At 63.1% G+C, this 23,439-nt stretch carries 21 protein-coding genes; 7 read left to right on the top strand and 14 right to left on the bottom strand.

All coding sequences use genetic code 11. From position 1 onward, the window contains the following. Positions 1-11: 11 nt before the first annotated feature. A complete protein-coding gene (locus tag OIS53_RS09290) occupies positions 12-1,076 on the top strand; it encodes a bifunctional heptose 7-phosphate kinase/heptose 1-phosphate adenyltransferase (RefSeq protein ID WP_264682123.1) in 1,065 nt (354 codons plus the stop codon). Positions 1,077-1,181: 105 nt separating this feature from the next. Here the strand turns inward: OIS53_RS09290 and hemE are convergent, their stop codons facing one another. Together hemE and OIS53_RS09280 are read right to left on the bottom strand one after the other, a co-directional pair. Continuing rightward, the gene (gene hemE, locus OIS53_RS09285; RefSeq protein ID WP_264682122.1) at positions 1,182-2,216 is read right to left on the bottom strand and encodes a uroporphyrinogen decarboxylase; all 1,035 of its coding nucleotides are present in this window, start codon (positions 2,214-2,216) and stop codon (positions 1,182-1,184) included. Between the two features lie 233 nt (positions 2,217-2,449). Further along, positions 2,450-3,067: a MarC family protein gene (locus OIS53_RS09280; protein ID WP_264682121.1), complete on the bottom strand. Its 618-nt coding sequence runs from the start codon at positions 3,065-3,067 to the stop codon at positions 2,450-2,452. Positions 3,068-3,221: 154 nt separating this feature from the next. On the opposite strand from OIS53_RS09280, the gene purE reads away from it, so the two are divergent. Together purE and OIS53_RS09270 are read left to right on the top strand one after the other, a co-directional pair. Next, entirely contained in the window at positions 3,222-3,770 is a 549-nt protein-coding gene (purE, locus tag OIS53_RS09275; RefSeq protein ID WP_264682120.1) for a 5-(carboxyamino)imidazole ribonucleotide mutase, read from the top strand. 165 nt (positions 3,771-3,935) lie between these two features. After that, entirely contained in the window at positions 3,936-5,105 is a 1,170-nt protein-coding gene (locus tag OIS53_RS09270) for an endonuclease/exonuclease/phosphatase family protein (protein WP_264682119.1), read from the top strand. Positions 5,106-5,135: 30 nt separating this feature from the next. Here the strand turns inward: OIS53_RS09270 and OIS53_RS09265 are convergent, their stop codons facing one another. The 8 genes from OIS53_RS09265 to OIS53_RS09230 form a co-directional block, all read right to left on the bottom strand. Beyond that, positions 5,136-6,287 carry an FAD-dependent monooxygenase gene (locus OIS53_RS09265; RefSeq protein WP_264682118.1) on the bottom strand — a complete coding sequence of 384 codons (1,152 nt, stop codon included), beginning with the start codon at positions 6,285-6,287 and terminating at the stop codon, positions 5,136-5,138. 72 nt (positions 6,288-6,359) lie between these two features. Then, the gene (locus tag OIS53_RS09260) at positions 6,360-7,517 is read right to left on the bottom strand and encodes an FAD-dependent monooxygenase (RefSeq protein ID WP_264682117.1); all 1,158 of its coding nucleotides are present in this window, start codon (positions 7,515-7,517) and stop codon (positions 6,360-6,362) included. Between the two features lie 136 nt (positions 7,518-7,653). After that, complete coding sequence (locus OIS53_RS09255; RefSeq protein WP_264682116.1) at positions 7,654-8,697, bottom strand: phage holin family protein; 1,044 nt, start codon at positions 8,695-8,697, stop codon at positions 7,654-7,656. Positions 8,698-8,960: 263 nt separating this feature from the next. Next, positions 8,961-10,901, bottom strand: a complete 1,941-nt coding sequence (gene dnaK, locus OIS53_RS09250) for a molecular chaperone DnaK (protein ID WP_264682115.1) — start codon at positions 10,899-10,901, stop codon at positions 8,961-8,963. 290 nt (positions 10,902-11,191) lie between these two features. Further along, on the bottom strand, positions 11,192-12,157 hold the full coding sequence (locus OIS53_RS09245) for an alpha/beta hydrolase (RefSeq protein WP_264682114.1): 966 nt from the start codon (positions 12,155-12,157) through the stop codon (positions 11,192-11,194). An 85-nt stretch (positions 12,158-12,242) separates the two neighbouring features. Further along, entirely contained in the window at positions 12,243-13,082 is an 840-nt protein-coding gene (locus tag OIS53_RS09240; protein WP_264682113.1) for a pseudouridine synthase, read from the bottom strand. A 152-nt stretch (positions 13,083-13,234) separates the two neighbouring features. After that, a complete protein-coding gene (locus OIS53_RS09235) occupies positions 13,235-13,636 on the bottom strand; it encodes a hypothetical protein (protein ID WP_264682112.1) in 402 nt (133 codons plus the stop codon). Positions 13,637-13,883: 247 nt separating this feature from the next. After that, a complete protein-coding gene (locus tag OIS53_RS09230; RefSeq protein WP_264682111.1) occupies positions 13,884-15,959 on the bottom strand; it encodes a VWA domain-containing protein in 2,076 nt (691 codons plus the stop codon). A gap of 171 nt (positions 15,960-16,130) precedes the next feature. Between OIS53_RS09230 and OIS53_RS09225 the strand changes: the two genes are divergently transcribed. Both OIS53_RS09225 and OIS53_RS09220 read left to right on the top strand, forming a co-directional pair. Continuing rightward, positions 16,131-17,330, top strand: coding sequence for an energy transducer TonB (locus OIS53_RS09225; protein WP_264682110.1), 1,200 nt, complete (start codon positions 16,131-16,133; stop codon positions 17,328-17,330). A 56-nt stretch (positions 17,331-17,386) separates the two neighbouring features. Further along, positions 17,387-18,067 (top strand): hypothetical protein, encoded by a 681-nt coding sequence (locus tag OIS53_RS09220; protein ID WP_264682109.1) that lies wholly within the window; start codon positions 17,387-17,389, stop codon positions 18,065-18,067. Between the two features lie 29 nt (positions 18,068-18,096). On the opposite strand, the gene OIS53_RS20470 is transcribed toward OIS53_RS09220, so the two are convergent. From OIS53_RS20470 to fabG, 3 genes are all read right to left on the bottom strand, one after another. Continuing rightward, positions 18,097-18,381, bottom strand: a complete 285-nt coding sequence (locus tag OIS53_RS20470; RefSeq protein WP_413775193.1) for a DUF5615 family PIN-like protein — start codon at positions 18,379-18,381, stop codon at positions 18,097-18,099. Positions 18,382-18,400: 19 nt separating this feature from the next. Beyond that, positions 18,401-18,631: a DUF433 domain-containing protein gene (locus tag OIS53_RS09215; protein ID WP_264682108.1), complete on the bottom strand. Its 231-nt coding sequence runs from the start codon at positions 18,629-18,631 to the stop codon at positions 18,401-18,403. Positions 18,632-18,711: 80 nt separating this feature from the next. Next, positions 18,712-19,461: a 3-oxoacyl-[acyl-carrier-protein] reductase gene (fabG, locus tag OIS53_RS09210; RefSeq protein ID WP_264682107.1), complete on the bottom strand. Its 750-nt coding sequence runs from the start codon at positions 19,459-19,461 to the stop codon at positions 18,712-18,714. A 146-nt stretch (positions 19,462-19,607) separates the two neighbouring features. Here fabG and OIS53_RS09205 point away from each other — a divergent pair, with 146 nt between their 5' ends. Beyond that, the gene (locus OIS53_RS09205) at positions 19,608-20,843 is read left to right on the top strand and encodes an NAD(P)/FAD-dependent oxidoreductase (protein ID WP_264682106.1); all 1,236 of its coding nucleotides are present in this window, start codon (positions 19,608-19,610) and stop codon (positions 20,841-20,843) included. Between the two features lie 206 nt (positions 20,844-21,049). Here the strand turns inward: OIS53_RS09205 and OIS53_RS09200 are convergent, their stop codons facing one another. Beyond that, on the bottom strand, positions 21,050-21,790 hold the full coding sequence (locus tag OIS53_RS09200) for a tetratricopeptide repeat protein (RefSeq protein ID WP_264682105.1): 741 nt from the start codon (positions 21,788-21,790) through the stop codon (positions 21,050-21,052). Positions 21,791-22,034: 244 nt separating this feature from the next. Here OIS53_RS09200 and lpdA point away from each other — a divergent pair, with 244 nt between their 5' ends. Next, the gene (lpdA, locus tag OIS53_RS09195; protein ID WP_264682104.1) at positions 22,035-23,429 is read left to right on the top strand and encodes a dihydrolipoyl dehydrogenase; all 1,395 of its coding nucleotides are present in this window, start codon (positions 22,035-22,037) and stop codon (positions 23,427-23,429) included. The last annotated feature ends 10 nt before the right edge of the window (positions 23,430-23,439 follow it).

Genomic DNA, 23,439 nt, shown 5'->3' with positions numbered 1-23,439 from the left:
ACCCCTACCGAATGCCCGCTGCCGCTGCTCCTCCGGCTTCTCTGCCCGACCTGTTTGCCGCTTTCAACCGCCTCACCGTCCTGATTGTGGGCGACGTGATGCTCGACGCCTACGTGTGGGGCAAAGCCGTGCGCCTCTCGCCCGAAGCCCCCGTGCCGATAGTGAATGTGAGCCGCCAGGAGCAGCGCCTGGGCGGGGCCGCCAACGTGGCCCTGAACGTGCAGGCCCTGGGCGCCACGCCCCTGCTCTGCGCCGTGGTGGGCGAGGACCAGGGCGGCGACCAGCTGCTGGAGCTGCTGCGCACCACCGGGCTGTCGGCCGAGGGCATTGTGCGCTCCGGGCACCGGCCCACCACCGTAAAGCAGCGCGTGCTGGCCCACGGCCAGCAGCTGCTGCGTATCGACTCGGAGGTAGAAACTGACCTCAACGCCGACGAAAACGCCCAGCTCACCGCCCGCTTCGAGCAGCTGCTGGGCCGCGCCGACGTGGTAATTTTCGAGGACTACGACAAGGGGGTGCTCCAGGAAGCCAACATTCAGCACTTTATCAGCCTGGCCCGGCAGCGGGGCGTGCCTACGGTCGTGGACCCCAAGAAAAAGAACTTCCTGGCCTACCGCCACTGCACCCTGTTCAAGCCCAACCTCAAAGAGCTGCGCGAAGGCCTGAAGCAGGAGTTCGGTGACACCGACGCCGACCGCCCGCACTTCGAGGCGGCCGTGGCCCGGCTGCGGCAGCTGCTGCAACCCGACATGGTGCTGGTCACGCTGTCGGAGCGGGGCGTATTCGTGGAAAACGGCCAGCTCCGGCGCACCTACATTCCCGCCCACGTGCGCACCATCTCCGACGTGTCGGGGGCCGGCGACACAGTAATCAGCATTGCGGCCTTATGCGTGGCCCTGGGCCTGCCCGCCGCCAGCACTGCCGCCCTGGCCAACCTCGGCGGCGGCCTCGTGTGCGAACAAGTAGGCGTGGTGCCGATTGAAAAGCAACTGCTGCTGCAGGAAGCGGAGCGGGTGGGGCTGCTGGAACCTCACCCCCTAGCCCCCTCTCCACAAGAGAGGGGGACTAGTTTCTAGCTCTAGACTAAAAAGTTAGGATTAGAGCCCCTCCCTTTTGGGGAGGGGTTGGGGTGGGGTTGCTAGTTCCCCCTCTCTTGTGGAGAGGGGGCTAGGGGGTGAGGTTTACCCCCGCATTCGGGTGCTGTACTCCTTCACCGTTTCAATGAATACGCGCACATTATCCGGGTTAGTGTCGGGGTAGACGCCGTGGCCTAAGTTGGCAATGTGGCGGTGCGAGCCAAACTGGTCAAGCATTTGCCGGGTGGCTTGGCGCACCTGCTCGGGTGTGCCGTAGAGGGCGCAGGGGTCGAGGTTGCCTTGCAGGGTTTTGTCTCCCACGAGAGGGCGCACGGCGCGGGCGTCCTGGTTCCAGTCGAGGCCGATGGTGCGGCAGGGCAGCTGGGCAAAGTCTTCCACGGCCCAGAAGGCCCCTTTGGCAAACACCGTCACGGGTACCTCGGGAATGGCCCGGCAGATTTCGGCAATGTAGCGGGTGCTGAACTCCTGGTAGTGAGCGGGCGGCAGGATGCCGGCCCAGGAGTCGAACACCTGCACCAGGTTGGCACCGGCTGTCACCTGGGCCCGCAGGTAGGCAATGGTAGTGTCGGTGATTTTGCGCAGCAGCTCGTGGGCCAGCTCCGGCTGGGCGTAGAGCAGGCGGCGGGCCTTGCTGAAGGTTTTGGAGCCGTGGCCTTCCACCATGTAAGCCAGGATGGTCCAGGGTGCGCCGGCAAACCCGATGAGCGGCACGCGGCCATTGAGGGCGCGCTTAGTGACGCGAATGGCTTCCAGCACGTAGCCCAGGTGCTCCTCGGGGTCGGCTACACGCAGGCGCTGCACGTCCTGGGCGGTGCGCACAGTTTCGGGGAACAGGGGGCCACGGGCTTCCACCATTTCGTAGGTGAGGCCCATGGCCTCGGGTACCACCAGAATGTCGGAGAAGATGATAGCGGCATCCACGTCCAGGGCATCCACGGGCTGAATGGTGACTTCGGCGGCCAGTTCGGGGGTTTCGACCAGCTCCTTGAAGCCGGAAAGGCGGGCGCGCAGGGCGCGGTATTCGGGCAGGATGCGGCCGGCCTGGCGCATCAGCCACACGGGGGTGCGCTCGGTATCTTCGCCACAGGCGGCGCGGAGGAGGAGGTCGTTCTTTAGCACAGAGTAGGCTGATTTTCGCGGATTTCACAGATGCGAAGCCGCTGAATGGAGCCGCAAAGGTACGCAACGCAACCCCACCCCAACCCCTCCCCGGTAGGAAGGGGCTCTAGCTTTCTAAAAAACTAGTTCTAGAGCTAGAGTCCCCTCTCCTTCTCCGGAGAGGGGGTTGGGGGTGAGGCGACTAGAGCTAGAGCCTCTCCTGCTGGGCTGGGCTGGGCTGGGGCCCTACCTGCTTACTCCTGAAACAGGGCCTTAATGGCCGTAGCCAGGAAATTTACCCCAATGGCCAGCGTAATAAAGCCCATGATGCGGGCCAAGGCGGCCATCCCCGGCCGGCCCAGAAAGCGCGTCAGCCGGAGCGAGGACATCAGGATGATATAGGCCGCCAGAGCTACCAGCACAAAGCCCAGGAAAATCAGGGCCATATCCAGGTAGGTCAGCTTTTCGGTGAACAGGCCGATGCACACGGCCATGGAGCCCGGCCCCGACAGCATGGGCATGGCCAGGGGCGTGAAGCTGATATCGTCTTTGTGGCGGCTTTCGTCCAGGGTTGCGTCTGATACCTTGGTGCGGTTGCCGCCGGGCGTGAGCAGGTCGAAGGACGAGCGCATGAGCAGGATGCCGCCTGCAATGCGCAGGTGGTGGATGTTGATGCCGAAGAAGTTGAGCACGTACTGCCCGGCGAAAAACGACACCGCCAGCACCCCCACCATGTACACGCAGGCTTTCAGGCCGATGTTGGCGCGCGTGGCCGGGCTGTCGTCCTCGGTTAGCGTCAGAAACACGGGCATGGCGCTAAAGGGATTCACCACCGAAAACAGCGTGGTAAACGTGGCAAGCAAGATTTCCATAAGCGGCGCAGCAGAAACGGGCGGCCAAAGGTACGAGCCTTTGCCGGGCTTCAAACCGGAAAAGTGCTATGTTTAAGCGCCAACCACTGTCGGGCTGCCGCGTAGAAGCGGGGCGCGGCCGGTGCCGTTCTGGCTGCCTGTTTTCACCTGTTGCATGACTACCCTTCCCCCTTCTTCCGGCCCCGACGCCGCGGCCGACACGCCCCTGGTGGGCATTATCATGGGTTCCCAGTCGGACCTGAAAATCATGGAAAACGCCGCCGAGCTGCTGCGCCAGTTCCAGGTGCCCTACGAAATCACCCTGGTGTCGGCGCACCGCACCCCACACCGCTTGGTGGAGTACGCTGAAACGGCCCGTAAGCGCGGCCTGCGCGTTATCATTGCCGGCGGGGGCGGAGCGGCCCATTTGCCCGGTATGGTAGCGGCCTTCACCACTTTGCCCGTCATCGGAGTGCCCATCAACGCCGCCACTTCCATCCACGGCCTCGACTCCATCCTGTCCATGCTGCAAATGCCGGCCGGGGTGCCCGTAGCCACCGTAGCCCTCGACGGCGCCGCCAACGCCGCCGTGCTGGCCACCCAGATGCTGGCCCTCGGCAACGCCCGCTTGCAGGATGTGCTGGAAAAGTACCGCACCTCGCTCAAAGACAAGGTGATGCGCACCATCGACGAGCTGCGCAAAGGCGGCCTGAATGATGACTAGAGGCGAATGTGAAAATGAGGATGAATGTGGAAAATGTGAAAATTTGCTGCCTCTCAAGCTTTGAGGCGTAGCATGTCAATTGGGCCTAATTATTGAGTACGCCCGCCACATCCCAACTTTTCCCGCAGTCAAGCTTATCCCTCACATTTCCCACATTTTACCTAGTTGCCCGACTTCGACTCTCTCCCTTTTTGGTTGCTGCTAGCCCAGGGCCTGACGCTGGGACTGGCGCTGGCGGCGCTGGTTGCCACGTTGCTGCCGCTGTGGCGCGCCACGGCCTGGTGGATTCGGGTGTTTGACTTCCCGCGCCTGCAAATTGTAGGAGTGCTGCTGCTGACCGGAGCGGGCGGCCTGGCCCTGGGCTGGCACCAGCGGCCGGGTTACGCCGGTTTGGGGCTGTTGCTGCTCCTGGGGGCCGCCGTCGTGTACCAGCTGCTCCGCATTTTGCCCTACACGCGCCTGGTGGGCAAGCAGGTAGGCGACAGCGCCGCGCCGGACAAGCGCCGCCACCTGAGCCTAGCCGTCATGAACGTGCTCCAGTTCAACAAGCAGGGCGCCCGGGCCCTGGCTGCCCTGCGTGAGGCTGACCCCGACGTGATTATGGCCGTGGAAACCGATGCGTGGTGGTATGAGCAGCTGAAACCGCTGGAAGCCACCCACCCGCACGTGTGCCACGAGCCCCTCGACAACACCTACGGCCTGCTGTTCTTCTCGCGCCTGCCCCTGCGCAACTGCGAGGTAAAGTACCTGCTCGATGATGACGTGCCCAGCCTGCACACGCACGTGCAGCTGCCCGACGGCCGTACCTGGGTGCGGCTCTACGGCCTGCACCCCAAGCCCCCGGCCCCGCAGGAATCCAAAACCAGCACCAAGCGCGACGCCGAGCTGCTGCTAGTGGGCAAGGAAATCAACCGCAACGACGAGCCCACCATCGTGTTCGGCGACATGAACGACGTGGCTTGGTCCCATACCTCCGAGCTGTTTCGGCGGGTAAGCGGCCTGCTCGACCCGCGCGTGGGCCGCGGCCTGCTGCCCACCTTCCACGCCGACTATCAGCTTCTGCGCTGGCCTCTCGACCACGTGTTCGTGTCGGCGCACTTCAAGGTCGATGACATGGCGCGCCTGCCCTACGTCGGCTCCGACCATTTCCCCATTTACATCAAGCTCAGCTACGAGCCCCAGGACAAAGCCGAGCAGGAGGAAAACGCCGAGCAAGCCGATGCCGAAGACCATCAGGAAGCCAACGAGAAGATTCGGGAAGGCTTTGAGGAGGAAGACGACGAGGAGTTGGAAGAACTTGCCGGCCCCGGCAAGAAAAAGGAGCTAACCACGTAAGAAAGCGTAAGCGTCCTGGCGCCAGGACGCTTACTCATTCACCTCATACAGCCACGCCATTTGCTGGCGGCTGACGGCGGCGGGCAGCAGGCGCATGGCGGCATTGCGTAGCTGCACTAGCAAGGGGTTTTCCAGCTGTCCTATGTTGCCCACTTGCCAGGACGTGCGCACCACGCGCGTAGTGCGGGGCAGGCGGCGCTGCTCGAAGCGGCTAAAGGCAGTTGCCAGGTCGGCAGCTTCGGCCAGGCAGCGGGCCAGCGTGGCGGCGTCCTCCACGGCCATGCCGGCGCCCTGGCCCAGGTTGGGGGTAGTGGCGTGGCCGGCGTCGCCGAGCAGCAGCACGCGGCCGTAGGCGAGGTGGGAGAGGGGCGGCAGGTCGAGAATGTCGTTCCAGAGTAGCTGCTCGGGCCGGGTCAGGGCCAGCAGCGCAGGCACGGGGGCGTGGAAGTCGGCGAAAGCGGCCTGCACGTCGGTGAGGCGGAAGTCGCGGAAGCGCGGGTGGCGGGGCTCCGGGCTGTTGAGGCAGGCAAACCAGTACACCAGCCCCTGGCCCACGGGCACGTAGCCGAAGCGCCGGCCCCGCTGGCCCCACGTCTCGCACGATTCACCGGCCGGCAAGTGCAAGTGCTGCGCCTCCACCACGGCGCGCCAGCAGGTGTAGCCAGCGTAGCGCGGCTGGGCCTCCGGCAGCAGCTGGCGGCGTACCCGCGAGCGAATGCCATCGGCTCCAATCAGGGCATCGGCCCTGGCCGTGCTGCCATCGGCGAAGGTAGCCGTAACCTCCCGCGCCGACTCCGTGAACTGTTCCAGCGCGGAGCCCAGCCGCACAGTGCCCGCCGGCAAGCTGCTCAACAGCGCCCGTTGCAAAGCGGCCCGGTGAATACCCAGGTTGTCGAAGCCCAGGCGCCGGGTAAATGGGGTGGTATCGGCCGACTGCAGCAGGCGGCCTTGCTGGTCGCGCAGGTCGAGGCGGGTAACGGGCGTGCCGTGGGGGCGCACGGCGTCGTGGAGGCCCAGCGCGTGCAAGGCCCGCATGGCATTGGCACCCAGCACCACGCCCGCGCCTACCTCGCGCAGCTCCGGCGCGGCTTCGTGCACCTGCACCGTGTGGCCCTGGCTCAGCAAGGCCCGCGCCGTAGCCAATCCGCCAATACCACCCCCGATAATAAGGAAGTCTGCCATAGAGAAGATAGAGGAGAAATTTGCAGCGCAGTATAAGCAGTCAAATGCCCACTCATAAACAAACGTTTCACCCTAAAAGCGCGTGCGGTAGATAAACTGCGTTTGCCAGTCGGTGACGAAGCGGGGCGTGAGGCGCAGCAGGGCATTGCGGGCTGCTATCAGGGCCGGGTGCTGCCACTGCGCCACTTGCCCCACCCGCCACGAGCGGCTGACGATGCGGTGGGTGCGGTGCCGGCGGCGCCGCTCAAACTCCCGGAATGCTGCCTCTGGGGCGGCGCCATTCGTCACGCACTGGCCCAGCACTACGGCGTCCTCTACGGCCTGGCCGGCGCCCTGGCCCAGGTTGGGGGTAGTGGCGTGGGCCGCGTCACCGAGCAGGAGCACGCGGCCGTGGGCGTAGCGCCGCAGCGGCGGCAAATCCACGATGTCGTGCCACAGCAGCCGGGCCTCGGGCGTGAGGTGGAGCAGGTCGGCCACGGGCGCGTGGTAGCCGGCAAAAAGCCGGCGCAGGTCGGCGGTGGTGTAGCAGGCCAGGTCCGGTTGCTGAGGCTGGGGCGAGTTGAGCGTGCCAAACCAGTACACCAGCCCCTCGCCCACGGGCACGTAGCCGAAGCGCCCGGCGCGGCCCCAGGTTTCCTGGAAGCGGCCCGTGCGGGGCAGGTTCAGGCCAGAGGCATCCACTACGGCGCGCCAGCAGGTGTAGCCGGCGTAGCGGGGCCGGGCTTCCGGCAGCAGCTGACGGCGCACCCGCGAGTGAAGGCCGTCGGCGGCTACCAGGGCATCAGCCGTGGCCGTGCTGCCATCGGCGAAGTGGGCCGTAACGCCGGCCGGGTCGAGGGTGAAGTGGGTGAACTGCTTGCCGGTGTGTACCGTACCGGCCCGCAGCTGCCGCAGCAGAAAGTGCTGGAGCGCAGCGTGGCGGAGGGCAATGTTGGTAAGCTGGCCAAACTGCCGGGCCGCGAAGGGCGCCGCATTCACGTCGAGCAGCACGCGGCCGGCTTCGTCGAAAATGGTAAGGCCGTGTAGCGGCTCACCCAGGCTGGCTACGGCTTCGGCCAATCCCAAGCGCTGCAAGGCCTGCATGGTATTGGCCCCCAGTACCAGGCCGGCGCCCATTTCGCGCAGCTTGGGGGCCGCCTCGTACACGGCTGCCTCATGCCCAGCTTGCCGCAACGCCAACGCAGTAGTGAGCCCGCCAATGCCTGCCCCGATAACCAGAAAATGCGCCATACCGCACGAAGGTACTAGCGGCGGAGTACACCCCCTAGCCGGTAAGCCATAGCCCAGCCCTCATCACCCACGAAAAACGCCCTACCGAAGGCAGGGCGTTTTTTGTGGGTGATGAGGGCAAGTAAAGCGAAGACCCTTAGGCCACAGTGCCGACAGCTGGTACGGCTGCATCGTGCGGGACGGCCTGCCGGCCCCCGAAGGCCGCGGCGGCAGCCCCGAGGCCTAAGCCCAGCGCAGCCAGCAGAGCGGCTTTCGACAAGCCTTCGGCTGCGGCATCACCCGTTTGGCGGGCCTGGGCCGAAACCTGCTGCTTGGTTTGCTGCCACTTTACGCGGGCCTGCTCGTACGTTTGCTGCCAGTTTGAAACAATCTGCTCCGCCTCGGCGCGGCTCTTGCCGGTGCGCTGCATCACCACGTTTACCGCGGCGTCGCGGTCAGCGGCGTTTACCACGTTTTCACCGCGGCTGAACAGCTGGTCGATTACATCGTCGAAGTTGTCGTCGGCAGCCTGTGGATTAACTGCTGATTGCTGCGCCTCCGACTTGGCAGCGTTGCCGGCAGCCTGGGCCTGGCGCTCCAGGTTTTCGGGCTGCAACTCAGCCTTGCCAGTTTGGCGCAAAATCGTGCGGGCTTCGCGCTTCAGGTCATTCAGGTCGATGCCGCGCTCTTGCAGCTCGCTTTTAACGGCGTCGGCAGCTTCGGGAGCTACGGCGGCTATGCCGCGGCCGGCAGCGCCCAGGGCCCGGCCAGCCACGCCACTTACGCCCCCAATGATGCGGCCCACGGCCGTGCTCAGCAAGTAAAACGTAAGCAGCGTCACCAGCGACCAAGTGAGCAGGCCGTGAAGCAGCCCGTCGGTGCGGCGCGGCATCCCGGCCAGGCGGCCCGCCACCGAGCCGCCGATGTAAAGCGAAATCAGCATGCTCACCACCCACCAGATAGCTGCCCCAATGCCAATGCCGGCCATGGGGTTTTGCTCTTCCAAGGGGTCAATGGTGCCCAAACCAATGCCCAGGCCCAGCAAGCTCAACGCCAGTTGCAGCACGAGGGCCAGCACAGCCCCCGCAAAAACGGCGCCCCAGGAAATCCGTCGGAGCGCGGGCATGACGGCTGGCGTGGCCGCCGTCGTCGCCGTAGTGGTAGTGGTAACTCGGTTGGCGTCGGTATAAGAAGTTTCCATGAGGTGCGCAGGTTGGAAGGTTAAAAGTATAACTGCTTTCTATATTACGATCTAGTTATCAGTAAGTTACTGTCGCGCTTGATCCGTAACGGGGTACTGATGAGTGGAAAGTATACGCGCGCTTCAAGCCTGAAGCCACCTGATTTTCCCTAGCCAACCATGCCCAACAAGCACAAAAAGGCCCGGAGCAACCTGCTCCGGGCCTTTCATTATCTGAAAGCTGACATCAGCAAAATCTGCTAAAATCAGCGGTAATCCGTGATTTACTTGCCTACTTCTTCGTAGTCCACGTCGGTTACGTTGTCGGCGCTTTGGGTTTGCTGGCCATTGCCGTTGGGCTGGCCACCGCCGAAGGGGTTGCCGGCTCCGTCGGCGCCGGGCTGGCCGGCGCCTTGGGTGGCGTTGTACATCTCCGTGGAGGCTGCCTGCCACGCGGCGTTGATGGCAGTCATGGCCGAGTCGATGGCGCCAAGGTCTTTGCTTTCGTGGGCCTTCTTGAGGTCGGCCAGGGCATTTTCCACGGCGGTTTTGTTGCCGGCGCTCAGCTTGTCGCCATACTCTTTCAGCTGCTTCTCAGTCTGGAAGATCATCGAGTCGGCCTGGTTTACCTTCTCAATGCGCTCCTTTTCCACCTTGTCGGCTTCGGCGTTGGCCTGGGCTTCCTGGCGCATCCGCTCAATGTCGGCGTCGGAGAGGCCGCTGCTGGCTTCGATGCGGATTTTCTGCTCTTTGCCGGTGCCTTTGTCTTTGGCCGTCACGTGCAGAATACCGTTAGCGTCGATGTCGAAGGTCACTTCAATCTGCGGTACGCCACGGGGTGCCGGCGGAATGGCGTCGAGGTGGAAGCGGCCGATGGTGCGGTTCTGCGACGCCAACGGACGCTCGCCCTGCAACACGTGAATCTCTACACTGGGCTGGTTGTCGGAAGCCGTCGAGAAAGTCTCGGACTTCTTGGTGGGAATGGTGGTGTTCGACTCGATGAGCTTGGTCATCACGCCGCCCATCGTTTCGATACCCAGGCTCAGCGGGGTTACGTCGAGCAGGAGCACGTCTTTCACCTCACCCGTCAGCACGCCACCCTGGATGGCGGCGCCCACGGCTACCACCTCGTCGGGGTTCACACCCTTGCTGGGCTTCTTACCGAAGAACTTCTCTACCTCTTCCTGAATGCGCGGAATGCGCGTCGAGCCACCCACGAGGATTACCTCGTCGATGTCGGAGGCCGATAGACCGGCGTCTTGCAGGGCCTTGCGGCAGGGCTCCATCGAGCGGCGCACAAGATTGTCGGCCAGCTGCTCGAACTTAGCCCGGCTTAGCTTCACCACCAAGTGCTTGGGGCCCGAGGCCGTAGCCGTGATGTAGGGCAGGTTGATTTCGGTTTCGTTGGAGCTGGACAGCTCAATCTTGGCCTTCTCAGCGGCTTCCTTCAGGCGCTGCAAGGCCATGGCGTCTTTGCGCAGGTCGAGGCCTTCGTTTTCGGAAGCAAACTGGTCGGCCAGGAAGTTGATGATAACCTGGTCGAAGTCGTCGCCGCCAAGGTGGGTGTCACCGTTGGTGCTCAGCACCTCAAACACGCCATCACCCAGCTCGAGGATGGAGATGTCGAAGGTACCACCGCCGAGGTCGTACACGGCAATCTTTTGGTCTTTATGCTTTTTGTCGAGGCCGTAGGCCAGGGCAGCGGCCGTGGGCTCGTTGATGATGCGCTTCACGTCGAGGCCAGCAATGGCGCCAGCTTCTTTGGTAGCCTGGCGCTGGGCGTCGTTGAAGTATGCCGGTACCGTAATAACGGCTTCGGTTACGGGCTGGCCGAGGTAGTCTTCGGCGGTCTGCTTCATCTTTTGCAGCACCATGGCCGAAATCTCCTGGGGCGTATACTGCCGGTCACCGATTTGCACGGCCACCGTGCTGTTGGAGCCGCGCACCAACTCGTAGGATACGTGCTTGGTTTCCTCAGTTACTTCGTCGAAGCGGCGGCCCATGAAGCGCTTAATCGACTGAATCGTATTCTTCGGGTTGGTAATGGCTTGCCGTTTGGCCGGGTCACCGACTTTCCGCTCGCCTTTACCGTTGTCGAGGAACGCCACGATAGAAGGGGTAGTGCGGCGGCCTTCGCTGTTCGGAATCACCACCGGCTCGTTGCCTTCCATCACGGCCACGCACGAGTTGGTGGTGCCAAGGTCAATACCAATTATCTTTCCCATTGGAATGGTTATCGTTTAAGGAGTTGAGGTATCTGGTTGGGATGCGTGCGGGTCGCACACGCCGGGGGAGTTACAAGCGCCGTACCAGCCCCTGCAAAGGCCGTTTTTCGTGACAGATTGTCATTTTTGAATACAGCACGCGCTTTTTCTCCGACGGTCTGACTTTTACGGAATCCCGCAACCGGGGATATGCTGCCAGTGGGGCAGAACCGGCCAAAACAGACGGGGTGCGACGAGTTGCCGCCGGCTTCGTCGTACAGCTAACGTGGCTCGGTTTGGCGCCGGCTTGTTCATCGATATAGGTACGACGAAGCCGGCGGCAACTCGTCGCACCACTGGGCCACTGTCTGCTTCCACAACACGTTGTGCTTCCACCAGTACGGCTCGTGGCCGGAGCGTGGGAAATCCTGGCGCCACTTGGGGCCACGCAGGGCGGCGTAGATGGCATCGGTTTCGGAGCGGGTTACGCGCGGGTCGGCGGCGCCCCACAGCAGTAAGGTAGGTGTGGTGATGCGGGCGGCGTAGCGGGTGGCATCCAAGTCGGAGGCCCAGAAGCCGTGCTGTAGTCCGCCCCAAAATACCAGCAGGTTGGCCAGCGGAAACGGGGGCACGCGCATAGACCGGAAGCGGCTCTGGGCCGTCTGGAGCATGGAGCCGTAGGGGCATTCGAGGATGTTGGCCGCGGGCCGCACGCCCAGTTCAGCCTCGGCTCGCAGCGTGGCTACGGCACCCATGGAGTTGGCGTACACGATGACTGGTCCCGGACGCCGCTGGAGCCAGCGCACCACCGTGGCTACGTCGGCGGCTTCGTGGTGGCCGACGGTGCACGCCGAGCCCTGGGAGCCGCCGTTGCCGGCAAAATCGGTGAGCAGCACGGCGTAACCGAGGCGGCGGAAGTAGTTGGCTTCGGTCAGCAGCTTGCTTTTGGAGCTGGTGTAGCCGTGAAACAACGCCACCGTGCCCCGCGGGTGCGGCACCGGGCCGTACCAGGCCTCCAGCCGGCCGTTAGGGCTCGGCAGGTGCACGGTGGCGTACGGAAAGCCGGGAGCGGCGTGGTTGCGGGGCTTGGGAATGGTGACGCCCGTGAGCAGCACCCACAGCTTCTGCGGCAGCGTGAGCTGCTCGGGGCGGCCCGTACGGGCAGTGGCCTCCGCGGAAAAATGGGTGAAGCGCCAAGCGTGCAGAAACGCCACTGTGTTGACAGCCACGAGCAGCAGCCCGAGCAGGAGGGCCAGTCGTTTGTAGATGGGTTTCACCTCTTATTCGCCTACACTATTGTGTCTGTAGAACCTGGCTTGGGTACGCTGACACGGCTCAAAGCCGCGGCACTACCCTGAACTGCTACCGTCGCCCACCGTTACGGCCGCCGCTGGGGTGGCGGTCGGAGCCGGACTTGCGGCCGGTGCTGCCGCGGTTGGAGTTGTGGGCGGGCTTGCCCTTGGCGCGGGATGGGTCGCCGGTGGAGCGGATGGCTTTACCGGTAGCGGGAGCCTTGCCCGCCGGATCAGTGGCTTTGGGGGCAGTCGGTTTGGTACCGGGCCGCACGCCACCGGGCCAAAACTCCGCCGATTTGCTGGCCGGCTTGAAGGTGCCGGCCGCGGCGGTCTGGGCGGCCATGTCGTCACGCAGAGCTTGTACTTCGGCTGGGGTTAGCTCCCGCCACTGGCCTGGTTCCAGGCCTTCCACGCGCAAATTGGCAATGCCCACGCGCACCAGGCGCAGGGTAGGGAAGCCCACGGCGGCCGTCATCTTGCGCACCTGCCGGTTCATGCCCTGCGAAATCCGAATCTGCACCCACGAGGTGGGGATAGTAGCCCGGAAGCGCACCGGCTTGCTTCGTTCCCACAAAGCCGGGGCTTCGGGCAGCAGCTCCACCTCGGCCGGACTAGTGAAGCCGGTTTTCAGGTCCACGCCCCGGCGCAGCTGTTCCAGGACCTCGGGCGTGGGCACGCCTTCCACCTGCACCCAGTAAGTTTTGGGTACCTTGAAGCGCGGCTCCGACAAGCGGTGCTGGAGCTGCTTGTCGTCGGTGAGCAGTACCAGCCCTTCGGAGTCGTAGTCGAGGCGGCCAACGGGGTAGATGTTCGGCACATCCACGAAGTCCTTGAGCGTCTGCCGGCCGGTTTCGTCGGTGAACTGGGTCAGAACTTCGTAGGGCTTATTGAGCAGGATGTAGCGCATAGGGCGAAAATGTGGCCTAAGCTTTAGCTTGGGCCGTGAGAGTGCAGAACGTGAGATTACAGCGCGAGTACCCCGAAGCTACGCTTTGCCCTGTCAGAACGACTCACGTGTAATTCGCTCTGGGGCCGGAGCACAGCTTCGGGATGCTCGTGCTACTTGGGCAAACGGCTCTTTCGCACCCGTTCGGCCATCAGCTCCCGCACCTCGCCGTTAAGGCGCACCACATACTCACCACTGTCCTTGATGCCAACCCCGTCGCGCGTCTCGTCGCGGTAGGTGTGGCGCACCAGCGTCCCGATACGCACCGAATCGGCAGCGGTGGGAGCCGGTGGGGCGGCCGTGCCGGTGATGCGGGCCATGTCGGCCAGGTAGAGCAGGGAGTCGCGCCGGGTGTAGGGACGGAAGCGGAACCGGTCGGGAAAGTAGTTTTTCGGGTCGCTGGCCCGGTTGCTCACGAAATCCTGTACGGCCGCTTCGGCTTGCTGCTGGGTAGATTTCTGGCAGCCAGACAGCAGGAGCAGGGTGGCAGTGGCGGCGAGAAGGCTGCGGAACATAGGAAGATTCACGGATGAGACGTTGGGGGGTGTTGTCATTCCGAGCAGCGCGAGGAATCTGAGTTTAGGAAGGCGCGGATTTCGGTTACGTTACTGTAAGCCGGCTACTTTGTCACCAAAATCCGCGTAGTCCAAAAATCCGCGTAATCCGCGATTCAGATTCCTCGCTTTGCTCGGAATGACATGGATAGGCAGCATACGGCGCAACCGCGGGAAAGCGTAGCTAAGCTGAAGCTTACGCTACATTTCATATCCCGCCGGAATACTTACGAGTGGCCCACTCCACGGTCAGCAGAGCCAGCAGCAGCGGCAGCAGCCACTTCAGGTTTATCAGCTCCCGCAGGCTTTCCTGTTCGTAGAGCACGGGCTTGTAATTGGCTTTCCGGATGTCCTGGGCCAGCTGGTCGAGCTGCTGAGGGAAGTAGAGACGCTGGCCGCTGTGGCGGGCCAGTTGGTGCAGCAGGTTGTGGTCGGCGCGGCTTTGCAGGGCCTCCAGCTGCTGGTCCTGCACCAGCACCTCGCCGCGGTCCTGCTGGGGCTGGCCGCCCAGGGTGGCGCGGGCCACGTAGCGGTAGAGGCCGGCCGGCAGCGGACCCAGGTGCAGCGGAGCGCCGTCGGCGGAGTTAGTGTAGGTGAAGGTGCGGGTGCGCTGCCGCTCGTCGGTGAGGGTAAGGGTGATTTGCTGGCCGTAGATGCGCTCAAAGATGGCGTTGTACGTCTCGGCCCCGAAGGTCACATCGTCCTGGGTGGTGAAGGCGTCCTGGGTGGGGTACACGTCGAGGCGCTTCTTGTTGGCGTTCTGGGTGAGCAGTTGCAGGGTACGGATGATGAGCCGGTCGTAGGCCTGGGGCTGGTCGTCGTGCTCCACGGCTTCCTGCAAGCGCCACTGCCAGCTGCCATCGGTGAGCAGGGTAGCCTGGCGCTGCTGGGGCGTGCCGCCGAATACCAGCAGCGGCTTCTGGGTCTTGATTCGGCCCACCTGTTGCCACAAGGCGGCCTCGGCCCCGCCGCCCAGGCGCAGCTCGCCGAAGGGCACCGGCGCGGGCGGGTAGGCGGCAAAGCGGCGCAACGCCTCTTCTTCAAACGCAAACCGCGAAAAGGCGGGGTTAGGCACGGGCGTTACCGCGTCGGTTTGGCTGCCCCGGGGCGCCACGGTCAGGCCCGTGCCTAGGCTGTTATAAGCTCCAAAATCGGACTGGGCGCCCAGCACGTAGAGGGCGGGCACGCGCCGGGCCCGCACCTGGGCCAGCACTTCCTGCCCCACGCCGCCCCGGGCCGGCAGCTGGTGCAGAATGGCCACGTCGAAGTCTTGGCTTTTGAGCGGACTAATGCCGGGCAGGTAGGTGGTCAGGTCGAAGTTGTTGTTTTGCAGAATGGCCGCGCGCAAGGCTTTTAGGTCGGGGTGGGGGGCGGCGCCGGCCAGCAGCACTCGCAGCTTGCCCTTCACAATGTCGAGGACGGCCGTTTTCTGGTTGTTGAGCAAGGTAAACTCGCCGGGCAGCCTCTCCAGCACCACTTCGTAGCGGCGCTTGCCGGGGGCAGGGGCCGTGAGCAGAAACGTGGTGCGCACGCGCCGCTGCCCGGCCGGCAAGCTCACCCGCTTGGTTTGCAACACCCGGCCGTTTTCGCGCAGCACCGCCGTGGCCGTAGTGCCGCCCGCGTATCCGGCGTACCCGATTTCGGCCTCAATCGGAAACTGGTTGCCGCTGAAAGCCACCCGGTTGTAGATAAGAGCAGGCAAGCTCAGGTCGCGCTTCGGCACTGTGTCGCCCACACCCACGGCGTAGATGGGGAAGCGGTAGTCGGCAAACTGCGGGGCGCGGCCCTGGTTCACCAGCCCATCCGACACCAGCACCACGCTGGCCAGGTTGCGGCCCTCGTACTCGTCGCCCACGCCCGTCAGGAGCCGATCCAGGTCGGTGCTTGAACCCTGAAACCGCAGGGAGTCGGGACGAACTGGGCGATTCGCGGCCGTGAGCGTGCGGGTTTCCACCCGGAAGCCCTGGCCGCGCAGCGACTCAGCCAGCCGCGCCAGTCCTTGCGTGGCCTGGGTGAGCACCGCCGGCGGCGTAAACAACCCCACCGACTGCGAATCGTCCACGGCCAGCACCACGGTGGGCGCTTCGGTGGTGGTGGAGGTTGATTTCAGGAAGGGTGACAGAAGCAGGAAGCACAGAAAGCTGACCACCACGAAGCGCACCGCCGCCAGCGCGTAGTTCAGAAGGCGGCCCCAGGGCGCTTTGGCCGAGTAGAGCAGGGCCGCGTACCCGGCGCCCACCAGCAGGCATAGCCCAATAAACCAGGGAGAAGCAGATAGGATCAAAAGCCGGCAGAATCAGTTAGAAACCCAAGAACCCCGACCGGAGCGGCTTAGTTGCGCGCCGCCCGAGGTTGCAGGCGAAGGTAGGGAGTTCGTGGGCGAGAAGAGGTAAGGCAGAAACGAGTAGCTTCGCGGCGTAAGTATTTTGTCATTTATTCCTTACTTTTTTATAGTATGTCACGACATTACCGCTTGGTGGCCGCCCTGTGCGCGGCTGGCCTGTGGGCCTCGGTGCTGAGCCCAAACCAAACCGCCGCCCAGGCCCCGTCGGCCACGCCGCTCGTCACTGCCCGCGCCGCGTACCAGCAAGCCCAGGCCGCCGCCCAGAAGCAGGAGTACCCCACGGCGTTGCGCCTTCTGGAGCAGGCCGTGAAGCTGGGGTATGTTTCCGCCGCAGACTTGCAGTATGATGCTGATTTGACTGCATTGCAGAAGCAGCCGGGGTGGAGCAACCTGCTGGCCCAGGCCCGCACCAAACAGCAGCAGCACGAAGCCCGCTTCAACCAGCCCTTGGTGGCGCTGTTGCGGAAAATAGATCAGCAAGACCAGAAGTACCGGGTGGAAGCAAAGCGAGCTGAAAGACAGTTTGGGCCAGATTCGCCCCAAGTAAAGGCTGCCATGCGCAAGCAGGGCATGATTGACGTGCGGCTGATCCGGCAGGTAGATAGCCTGTTGGCCCGGCACGGCTACCCCGGCAAGTCGTTGGTGGGAGAGTATCTGAAGACGACGGCGTTCCTCGTCATCCAGCATACCCCCGATGAAAAATACCTGCCGCTACTGACAGTTGCCGCCGAAAAAGACGAGTTGCCGTGGTCGTCGTTGGCTTTGTTTATTGACCGTATTCGAGACATGCGGGGCGAGAAGCAGCTGTATGGCTCGCAGCTAGGGCCGGCGGTGCAGGGCAAGTACCAGGTCGTGCCCATCGAGGACGAACCTAACGTGAACATCCGCCGGGCAAAGAGTGGCCTGGAGCCGCTGGAGCAGTATCTGAAGCAGTTCGGCATCACCTACCAAGTGCCCACCGCCACGCACAACCCCAACCCGCCGGAGCTGTACGTAGCGCCGCGGGCAGCTGCGAAAGAGGAGAAATCAGAAGTAGAGCTGATTGGCGGCTACGAGGCACTGTACGCCCGCCTGCAGTATCCGGCCGCCGCCCGGCAGAAGCAGATAACCGGTCAGGTAACCCTACAGTTCCTCATCGACAAGGACGGCAAGCCGCAGGACGTAGCCGTGGTAAAAGGCTTGGGCTACGGCTGCGACGAAGAAGCCCTGCGCGTCATGCGAACCGCCCGCTACATCAACTCTGCCGGCCAGGACCACGAAATCCGTGTCAACTTGCCGTTTCCATATGTTACCGGCAAGGCGGCTGAATAACTGTAATAGGCAATCACACAGATAATGTTGTATTATTGCTGACCTATCCAATAAGTATGATTCCTACTCTGTTACGCTGTGCTGCTGTCAGCCTGCTGTTCTGGTTTACCGCTTGTTCCACTCAGCCTGAGCAAGCTACCAAGGCTGCCGCCGCAGCTATGCCGTCGGCCGCCAGTGCTCCTGCTACCCGCGTTACACCCGAAATGCCAGCTACCATTACGGACACGACGGCGGTGCTCAACGCCTTAATTCAGCAACGCTTTCCCAAGCTGACAGTGGGAGACTTTGAAGCCGGGGACCTTAACACCGATGGCAAGCCTGACTTGATTGTAGTGGCCGAACGGCCCTGCGACGCGGAATCAGGAATAGAAGGCGCGCAGTGCCGAACGGTACTATTGGTGGTTAATGAAGGTGGTAGTCTGCGCATTGCGGCCACCAACGACAACTTGGTGGACTGCTCAGAGTGCGGGGGCGCCGGAGTTGGCGACCCGCATCAGGCCATTGTCATGAAAGGCAACTACTTCACTTTTGAGAGCCTTTATGGTGCCTGTGACAAAACTGCTGGCTTCATTACGTTTCGCTACGACCGTGCCCGCCGCAACTGGTTTCTGCACCGCCTCAGCCGCCTCGAGTACTCCTGCAATGATACCACCTCAAACCCTGGGCTGGAAACGCAGCAAACTGTTAAGAACTTTGGAGTAGTAAGCTTCGCTGATTATGCTTTGCAGGGTATCTAGAAAGTAGTAGGCCAACTATTACTCCACCGTCACCAGCTCCAGGCTTTCAGGTGAGGTAAGTGGGTCTGCAAAAACGCTGCTAGTTGCTGCACGGGTACCTGCGCGTTGGTAACGACAATTACTTTGGATGGAAATCCCTGCGTCAACACCAGCCGAGTAAAGTCTTCGTCTTTGGTGAGCAAGTGGAAACCTTCTCGCTGAGCATACCGCGAGATAGAAGTATCCGGGCTGCTGTCAAGGCCATGTCGCGCACGTGCCGCACTTCTTGCACGTGGGGGCGCAGATACGCCACTAACCGCCAATAATATTTTCATCAAGGAGCAGGCGCATAAGTTAAGCGGCAACAAGCATGATGCTTTCCATGTAGGCCGCGTACAGCAAACAGGCCCGGATATGCGCCGGCCCCAGGGCTGGGTAATCCTCTCTGATTTGTTCCGGTGTCATGCCGTTAGCCAGCATTTCAAGCACCTCAGCCACAGTCGTGCGCGTGCCTGTCACCACAGGCTTACCAAAACGGACTTCCGAGTTCAGGCTGATGTACTGGGTTATTTCGGCAGGAATCATACGGCAGAAGATACGGAATATGGCGGTAGAAAAAACCAGGCAGGTTAACAAAGCTAGCCTACCTGGCTACTACTTTCAACCTACGTCAGCATGCCGCCGTCCACTTGCAGCACCTGGCCGGTGATGTACGACGAATCATCCGAGGCCAAAAACGCCGTGGCTTTGGCTACGTCCTCGGGGGTGCCGCCGCGCTTCAGCGGAATGGCTTTGCGCCACTCGTCCACCTGCTTGGGGTCCAGGGCGTCGGTCATTTCCGTCTCGATAAAGCCGGGGGCAATGGCGTTGCAGCGGATGTTGCGCGAGCCCAACTCCAGGGCCACCGACTTCGTGAAGCCGATGATGCCCGACTTGCTGGCGGCGTAGTTGGTCTGGCCGGCGTTGCCTTTGATGCCCACCACCGAGGTCATGTTGACGATGGAGCCGGCTTTGGCCCGCATCATAGGCTTGGTGGCGGCTTTGGTCAGGTTGAACACCGACTTCAGGTTCACGGCCAGCACCTGGTCCCACTGCTGCTCACTCATGCGCATCAGCAGCCCGTCCTGGGTAATGCCGGCGTTGTTGACGAGGATATCCAGCTTGCCGAACTCGGCCACCACGTCGTCCACCAGCTTCTCGGCGTCCTGGTAAATGGAGGCGTCGGAGCGGAAGCCTTTCACCTTGGTGCCGTGGGCGGCCAGCTCCTGCTCCAGCTGCTGGCCTTTCTCCACGCTGGAAAGGTAGGTGAAGGCCACCTGAGCGCCCTGCTGGGCAAAATACACCGCAATGGCGCGGCCAATTCCTTTGGAAGCCCCCGTAATCAGGGCCACTTTTCCGTCGAGCAGTTTGGTCATGTTTGGTATAGAGCTGTAAGCTTTAAGCCGCAAGCTACAAGCTTTTTTTAGCTGTAAGTCTGATGTAGCTCAAGCGCCAAGCTAAGCTGTAGGCTGCTGTTTGAACGTCAGCTTGTAGCTTGCAGCTTGACGCTTGTAGCTTTTTCATGATTGATATCTGCATTCTGGGCGCCGGGCCGGGCGGGGCCACGGCGGCCCTGCACCTGGCAGGCGCCGGCCACCGCTGCCTGCTCCTGGACCGCGCCACCTTCCCGCGCGACAAAGTGTGCGGCGACGCCCTCAGTGGCAAAGTCATCAACGAGCTGCGCCGCATTGGGGCGGAGTTGCCGGAGCGCCTGGCCGCCGAACCCATCCAACTACCCAGCTGGGGCATCGACTTCTACGCCCCCAACGGCCGCCGCCTGGCCGTGCCCTTCAAGCCCCACTACAACCCGGCCCAGGACCGCGCCGCCGGCCACATCAGCAAGCGCGTCCACTTCGACAACTTCCTCATCGAGGAAGTGCGCCGCCGCCCTGAAATCGACTTCCGCGAAAACACCGACGTGGCCCGCCACGAGCCCCTGCCCGACGGCCGTTGGCGCCTGCTGGCCGCCGATGGCTCGGAAATAGCCACCGCCCGCCTGCTGCTCGTCGCCAATGGGGCCCAATCCAGCTTTGCGCGCCAAATCGGTGGGCACGAGCTGGAAGCGGCTCACCATTGCGCCGGCTTGCGGGCCTACTACCGGGGCGTGCAGGGCTTGCATCCGCACAACTTCATCGAGCTGCACTTCATCCGGGACTTTCTGCCCGGCTACCTCTGGGTGTTTCCCTTGCCCAACGGCGAGGCCAACGTGGGCGTGGGCATGCTTACGGAAGCCGTGTCGAAGAAGAAGGTGAAGCTGCGGGAGCGGCTCGACGACATGCTGCGCACCCACCCGGCCCTGAAAGAACGGTTTGCCGGGGCCGAGCGGTTGGGGCCGGTGCGGGGCTTTGGGCTGCCGCTGGGCTCCAAGCGCCGCCCGCTGTCGGGGCCCGGCTACCTGCTGCTCGGCGACGCCGGCTCCCTCATCGACCCGTTCAGCGGAGAGGGCATCAGCCACGCCATGGTGTCGGGCCGCCACGCCGCCGACTGGGCCGGCCGGGCCCTGGCCGCCCAGGACTTCTCGCCCACTTTCCTGCGTGGCTACGATGCGGCTGTATACAACCGCCTGTGGCAGGAGCTGCGCCTGAGCCGGGCCATGCAGCGCCTGCTCAACTACCCCTGGCTGTTCAACTTCATAGCCAACCGCGCCGCCAACAACCCCACCCTGGCCGAAACCATCAGCAATATGTTCCTCGACCTAGACCTGCGCGAACGGCTCCGCCAGCCAGGGTTTTACGTGAAGCTGTTGTTGGGGAAATGAGGTGATGGGGTAAAGGGTAACAGGTGACACGTGACAGGTGAGAATGTCCTGCTGTATCTGGCGTCCGCTTGTCGAAGCATCTCTCCCGCTTCGTTGCTGACGGTTGGAGTTAGTCAGAGGTAGAGATACTTCGACTGCGGCTACGCCTTCGCTCAGCAGGACGGTCCACCTGTCACGTGTTACCTGTCACCCTTTACCCCATCACCTCATTTCCCATACCGCCGCAGGCTTTTGGCGGCTTCGGGGTTGAGGCGGGCGGCTTGCTCCAGGTCGGCGCGGGCTTCGGTGGGTTTGTTGATGGAGGCGTAGCTGATGCCGCGGTACTCCAGCGCATCGGCGTAGTGCGGGTCGAGGGCCAGGGCGCGGGTGAAGTCGGGAATGGCGCCTTTGAAGTTGAACAGCTGCATCTTGGCCGTGCCGCGCCCGAAGTAGGCCTCCTTGTCCTCGGGGTTGTACTTGACGGTTTTGGTGAAGTCGCTGATGGCGGCGTTGTATTCTTTGAGCTTGAGGCGGGTGAGGCCGCGGTTGTAGTAAGCCTCGGCGCGGGTGGGTTGCAGGCGCAGTACGGCGTTGTAGTCGGCCAGGGCGGCGCGGTAGTCTTTGAGCTGACTGTGGGCCTTGGCTCGTTGCAAGAGGGCTTCGGCGTCGCGCGGGGTGGTGCGCAGGCGGGTACTGGCCGCGCGCAGGTCGGCTTTGTAGTCGGCGGTGGTTTTGCGAGGCGGGGCAGCTGGCGCTGGTGCAACTGGCGGAGCAACTGACTCAGCAGGCGTAGCGGCCGAGGCTACGGCTCCCGTAGCAGCCAGTGAGTCGGCGGTGCGGGCGGCAGCGGCTTCCTGCGCCTGGCTGCGGACGGCGGCGGTTACGGGGCGTTCTACGTCGGCGGTGCTGCGGGTGCAGGCGGCGGCCAGCAGCGTGGCCGCAAGCAGGGAGAGTACGGGTGTCTTCATCAAAGAAAATGAGCAAGGAAAAAACGGCGACAACGGCCTACAGGTCCTGAAAACTGGACAGTGGGCCTTGTACGGGCCCGTGCCGCAAAGGGCTGCGTGGGCCACGGCGGCTTTTACTGTTCTGCTTGGGCTGGGTTGCGGCGGGCCGCGGAGGAGAAGCGGCGCCTGCCTATCTTTGCTGAGCCGCGCGGCGCCGGAGGTGGCCGGGCGGCATTTCCCTTCTAACTTCTCAACCGAACACAACATGGCATTGCAATACGACCTGGTCGTTATCGGCAGCGGCCCCGGCGGCTATGTGGCTGCCATCCGGGCCTCGCAGCTGGGCTTGAAAGTAGGCGTGGTGGAGCGCGAGTCGCTCGGCGGCATCTGCCTCAACTGGGGCTGCATTCCCACCAAAGCCCTGCTCAAGAGCGCCCAGGTGTTTGAATACCTCAACCACGCCCAGGACTACGGCCTCCGGGCTGAGGGCGTGAGCTTCGACTTCCAGGCCGTAGTCGGCCGCAGCCGCGGCGTGGCCGATGGCATGAGCAAGGGCATCAACTTCCTGTTCAAAAAGAATAAAATCGACGTGGTGTCGGGCACGGGCAAGCTGCTAGCCCCCGGCCAGGTGGAAGTAACCAAAGCCGACGGCTCGAAGGAAACCGTCGAAGCCAAGAGCATTATCCTGGCCACCGGCGCGCGGGCCCGCCAGCTGCCCAACCTGCCCATCGACGGCAAAAAAATCATCGAGTACCGCAAGGCCATGAGCCTGGAGCAGCTGCCCCAGCGCCTAGTGGTGGTGGGTTCGGGCGCCATCGGCGTCGAGTTTGCTTACTTCTACCGCTCCATGGGCTCTGAGGTAACCATCGTGGAGTACCTGCCCCGCATTGTGCCGGTGGAGGACGAGGAAGTGTCGCGGCAGATGGAGAAGTCGTTCAAGAAGATGGGCATCAACGTGCTGACCAGTGCCGAAGTCACGAACGTGGACACCAGCGGCGAGGGCTGCCAGGTGACCATCAAAACCCAGAAAGGCGAGCAGCAGCTGGCCTGCGACGTGGTGCTGAGCGCCGTGGGCGTGCAAACCAACCTCGAAAACCTGGGCCTGGAAGAGCTGGGCATCAAGGTGGAGAAGGGCCGCGTCATCGTCGATGACTTCTACCAGACCAACGTGCCGGGCATCTACGCCATCGGCGACATCGTGCCCGGCCCGGCCCTGGCCCACGTGGCATCGGCCGAAGGCATTATCTGCGTCGAGAAAATTGCCGGCCACCACCCCGAGCCGCTCAACTACCAGAACATTCCCGGCTGCACCTACGCCCAGCCCGAAATTGCCTCGGTGGGCTACACCGAGGAGGAAGCCAAAAAGCAAGGCTACGACGTGCTGGTGGGCAAATTCCCCTTCTCCGCCTCCGGCAAAGCCTCGGCTGGTGGCAACAAAGACGGCTTCGTAAAAGTCATCTTCGATAAGAAGTACGGCGAGTGGCTCGGCGCCCACATGATTGGCTCGAATGTTACGGAAATGATTGCCGAAGTAGTCGTAGCGCGCAAGCTCGAAACCACCGGCCACGAAATCATCAAAGCCGTGCACCCGCACCCCACCATGAGCGAAGCCGTGATGGAAGCCGCCGCCGCTGCCTACGGCGAAGTGATTCACTTGTAGATGTAGAAAT

It is taken from the genome of Hymenobacter sp. YIM 151500-1, assembly GCF_025979885.1.
In the GTDB taxonomy this organism is placed as follows: Bacteria; Bacteroidota; Bacteroidia; order Cytophagales; family Hymenobacteraceae; genus Hymenobacter.
This window is presented reverse-complemented; position numbering and strand designations above follow the sequence as displayed.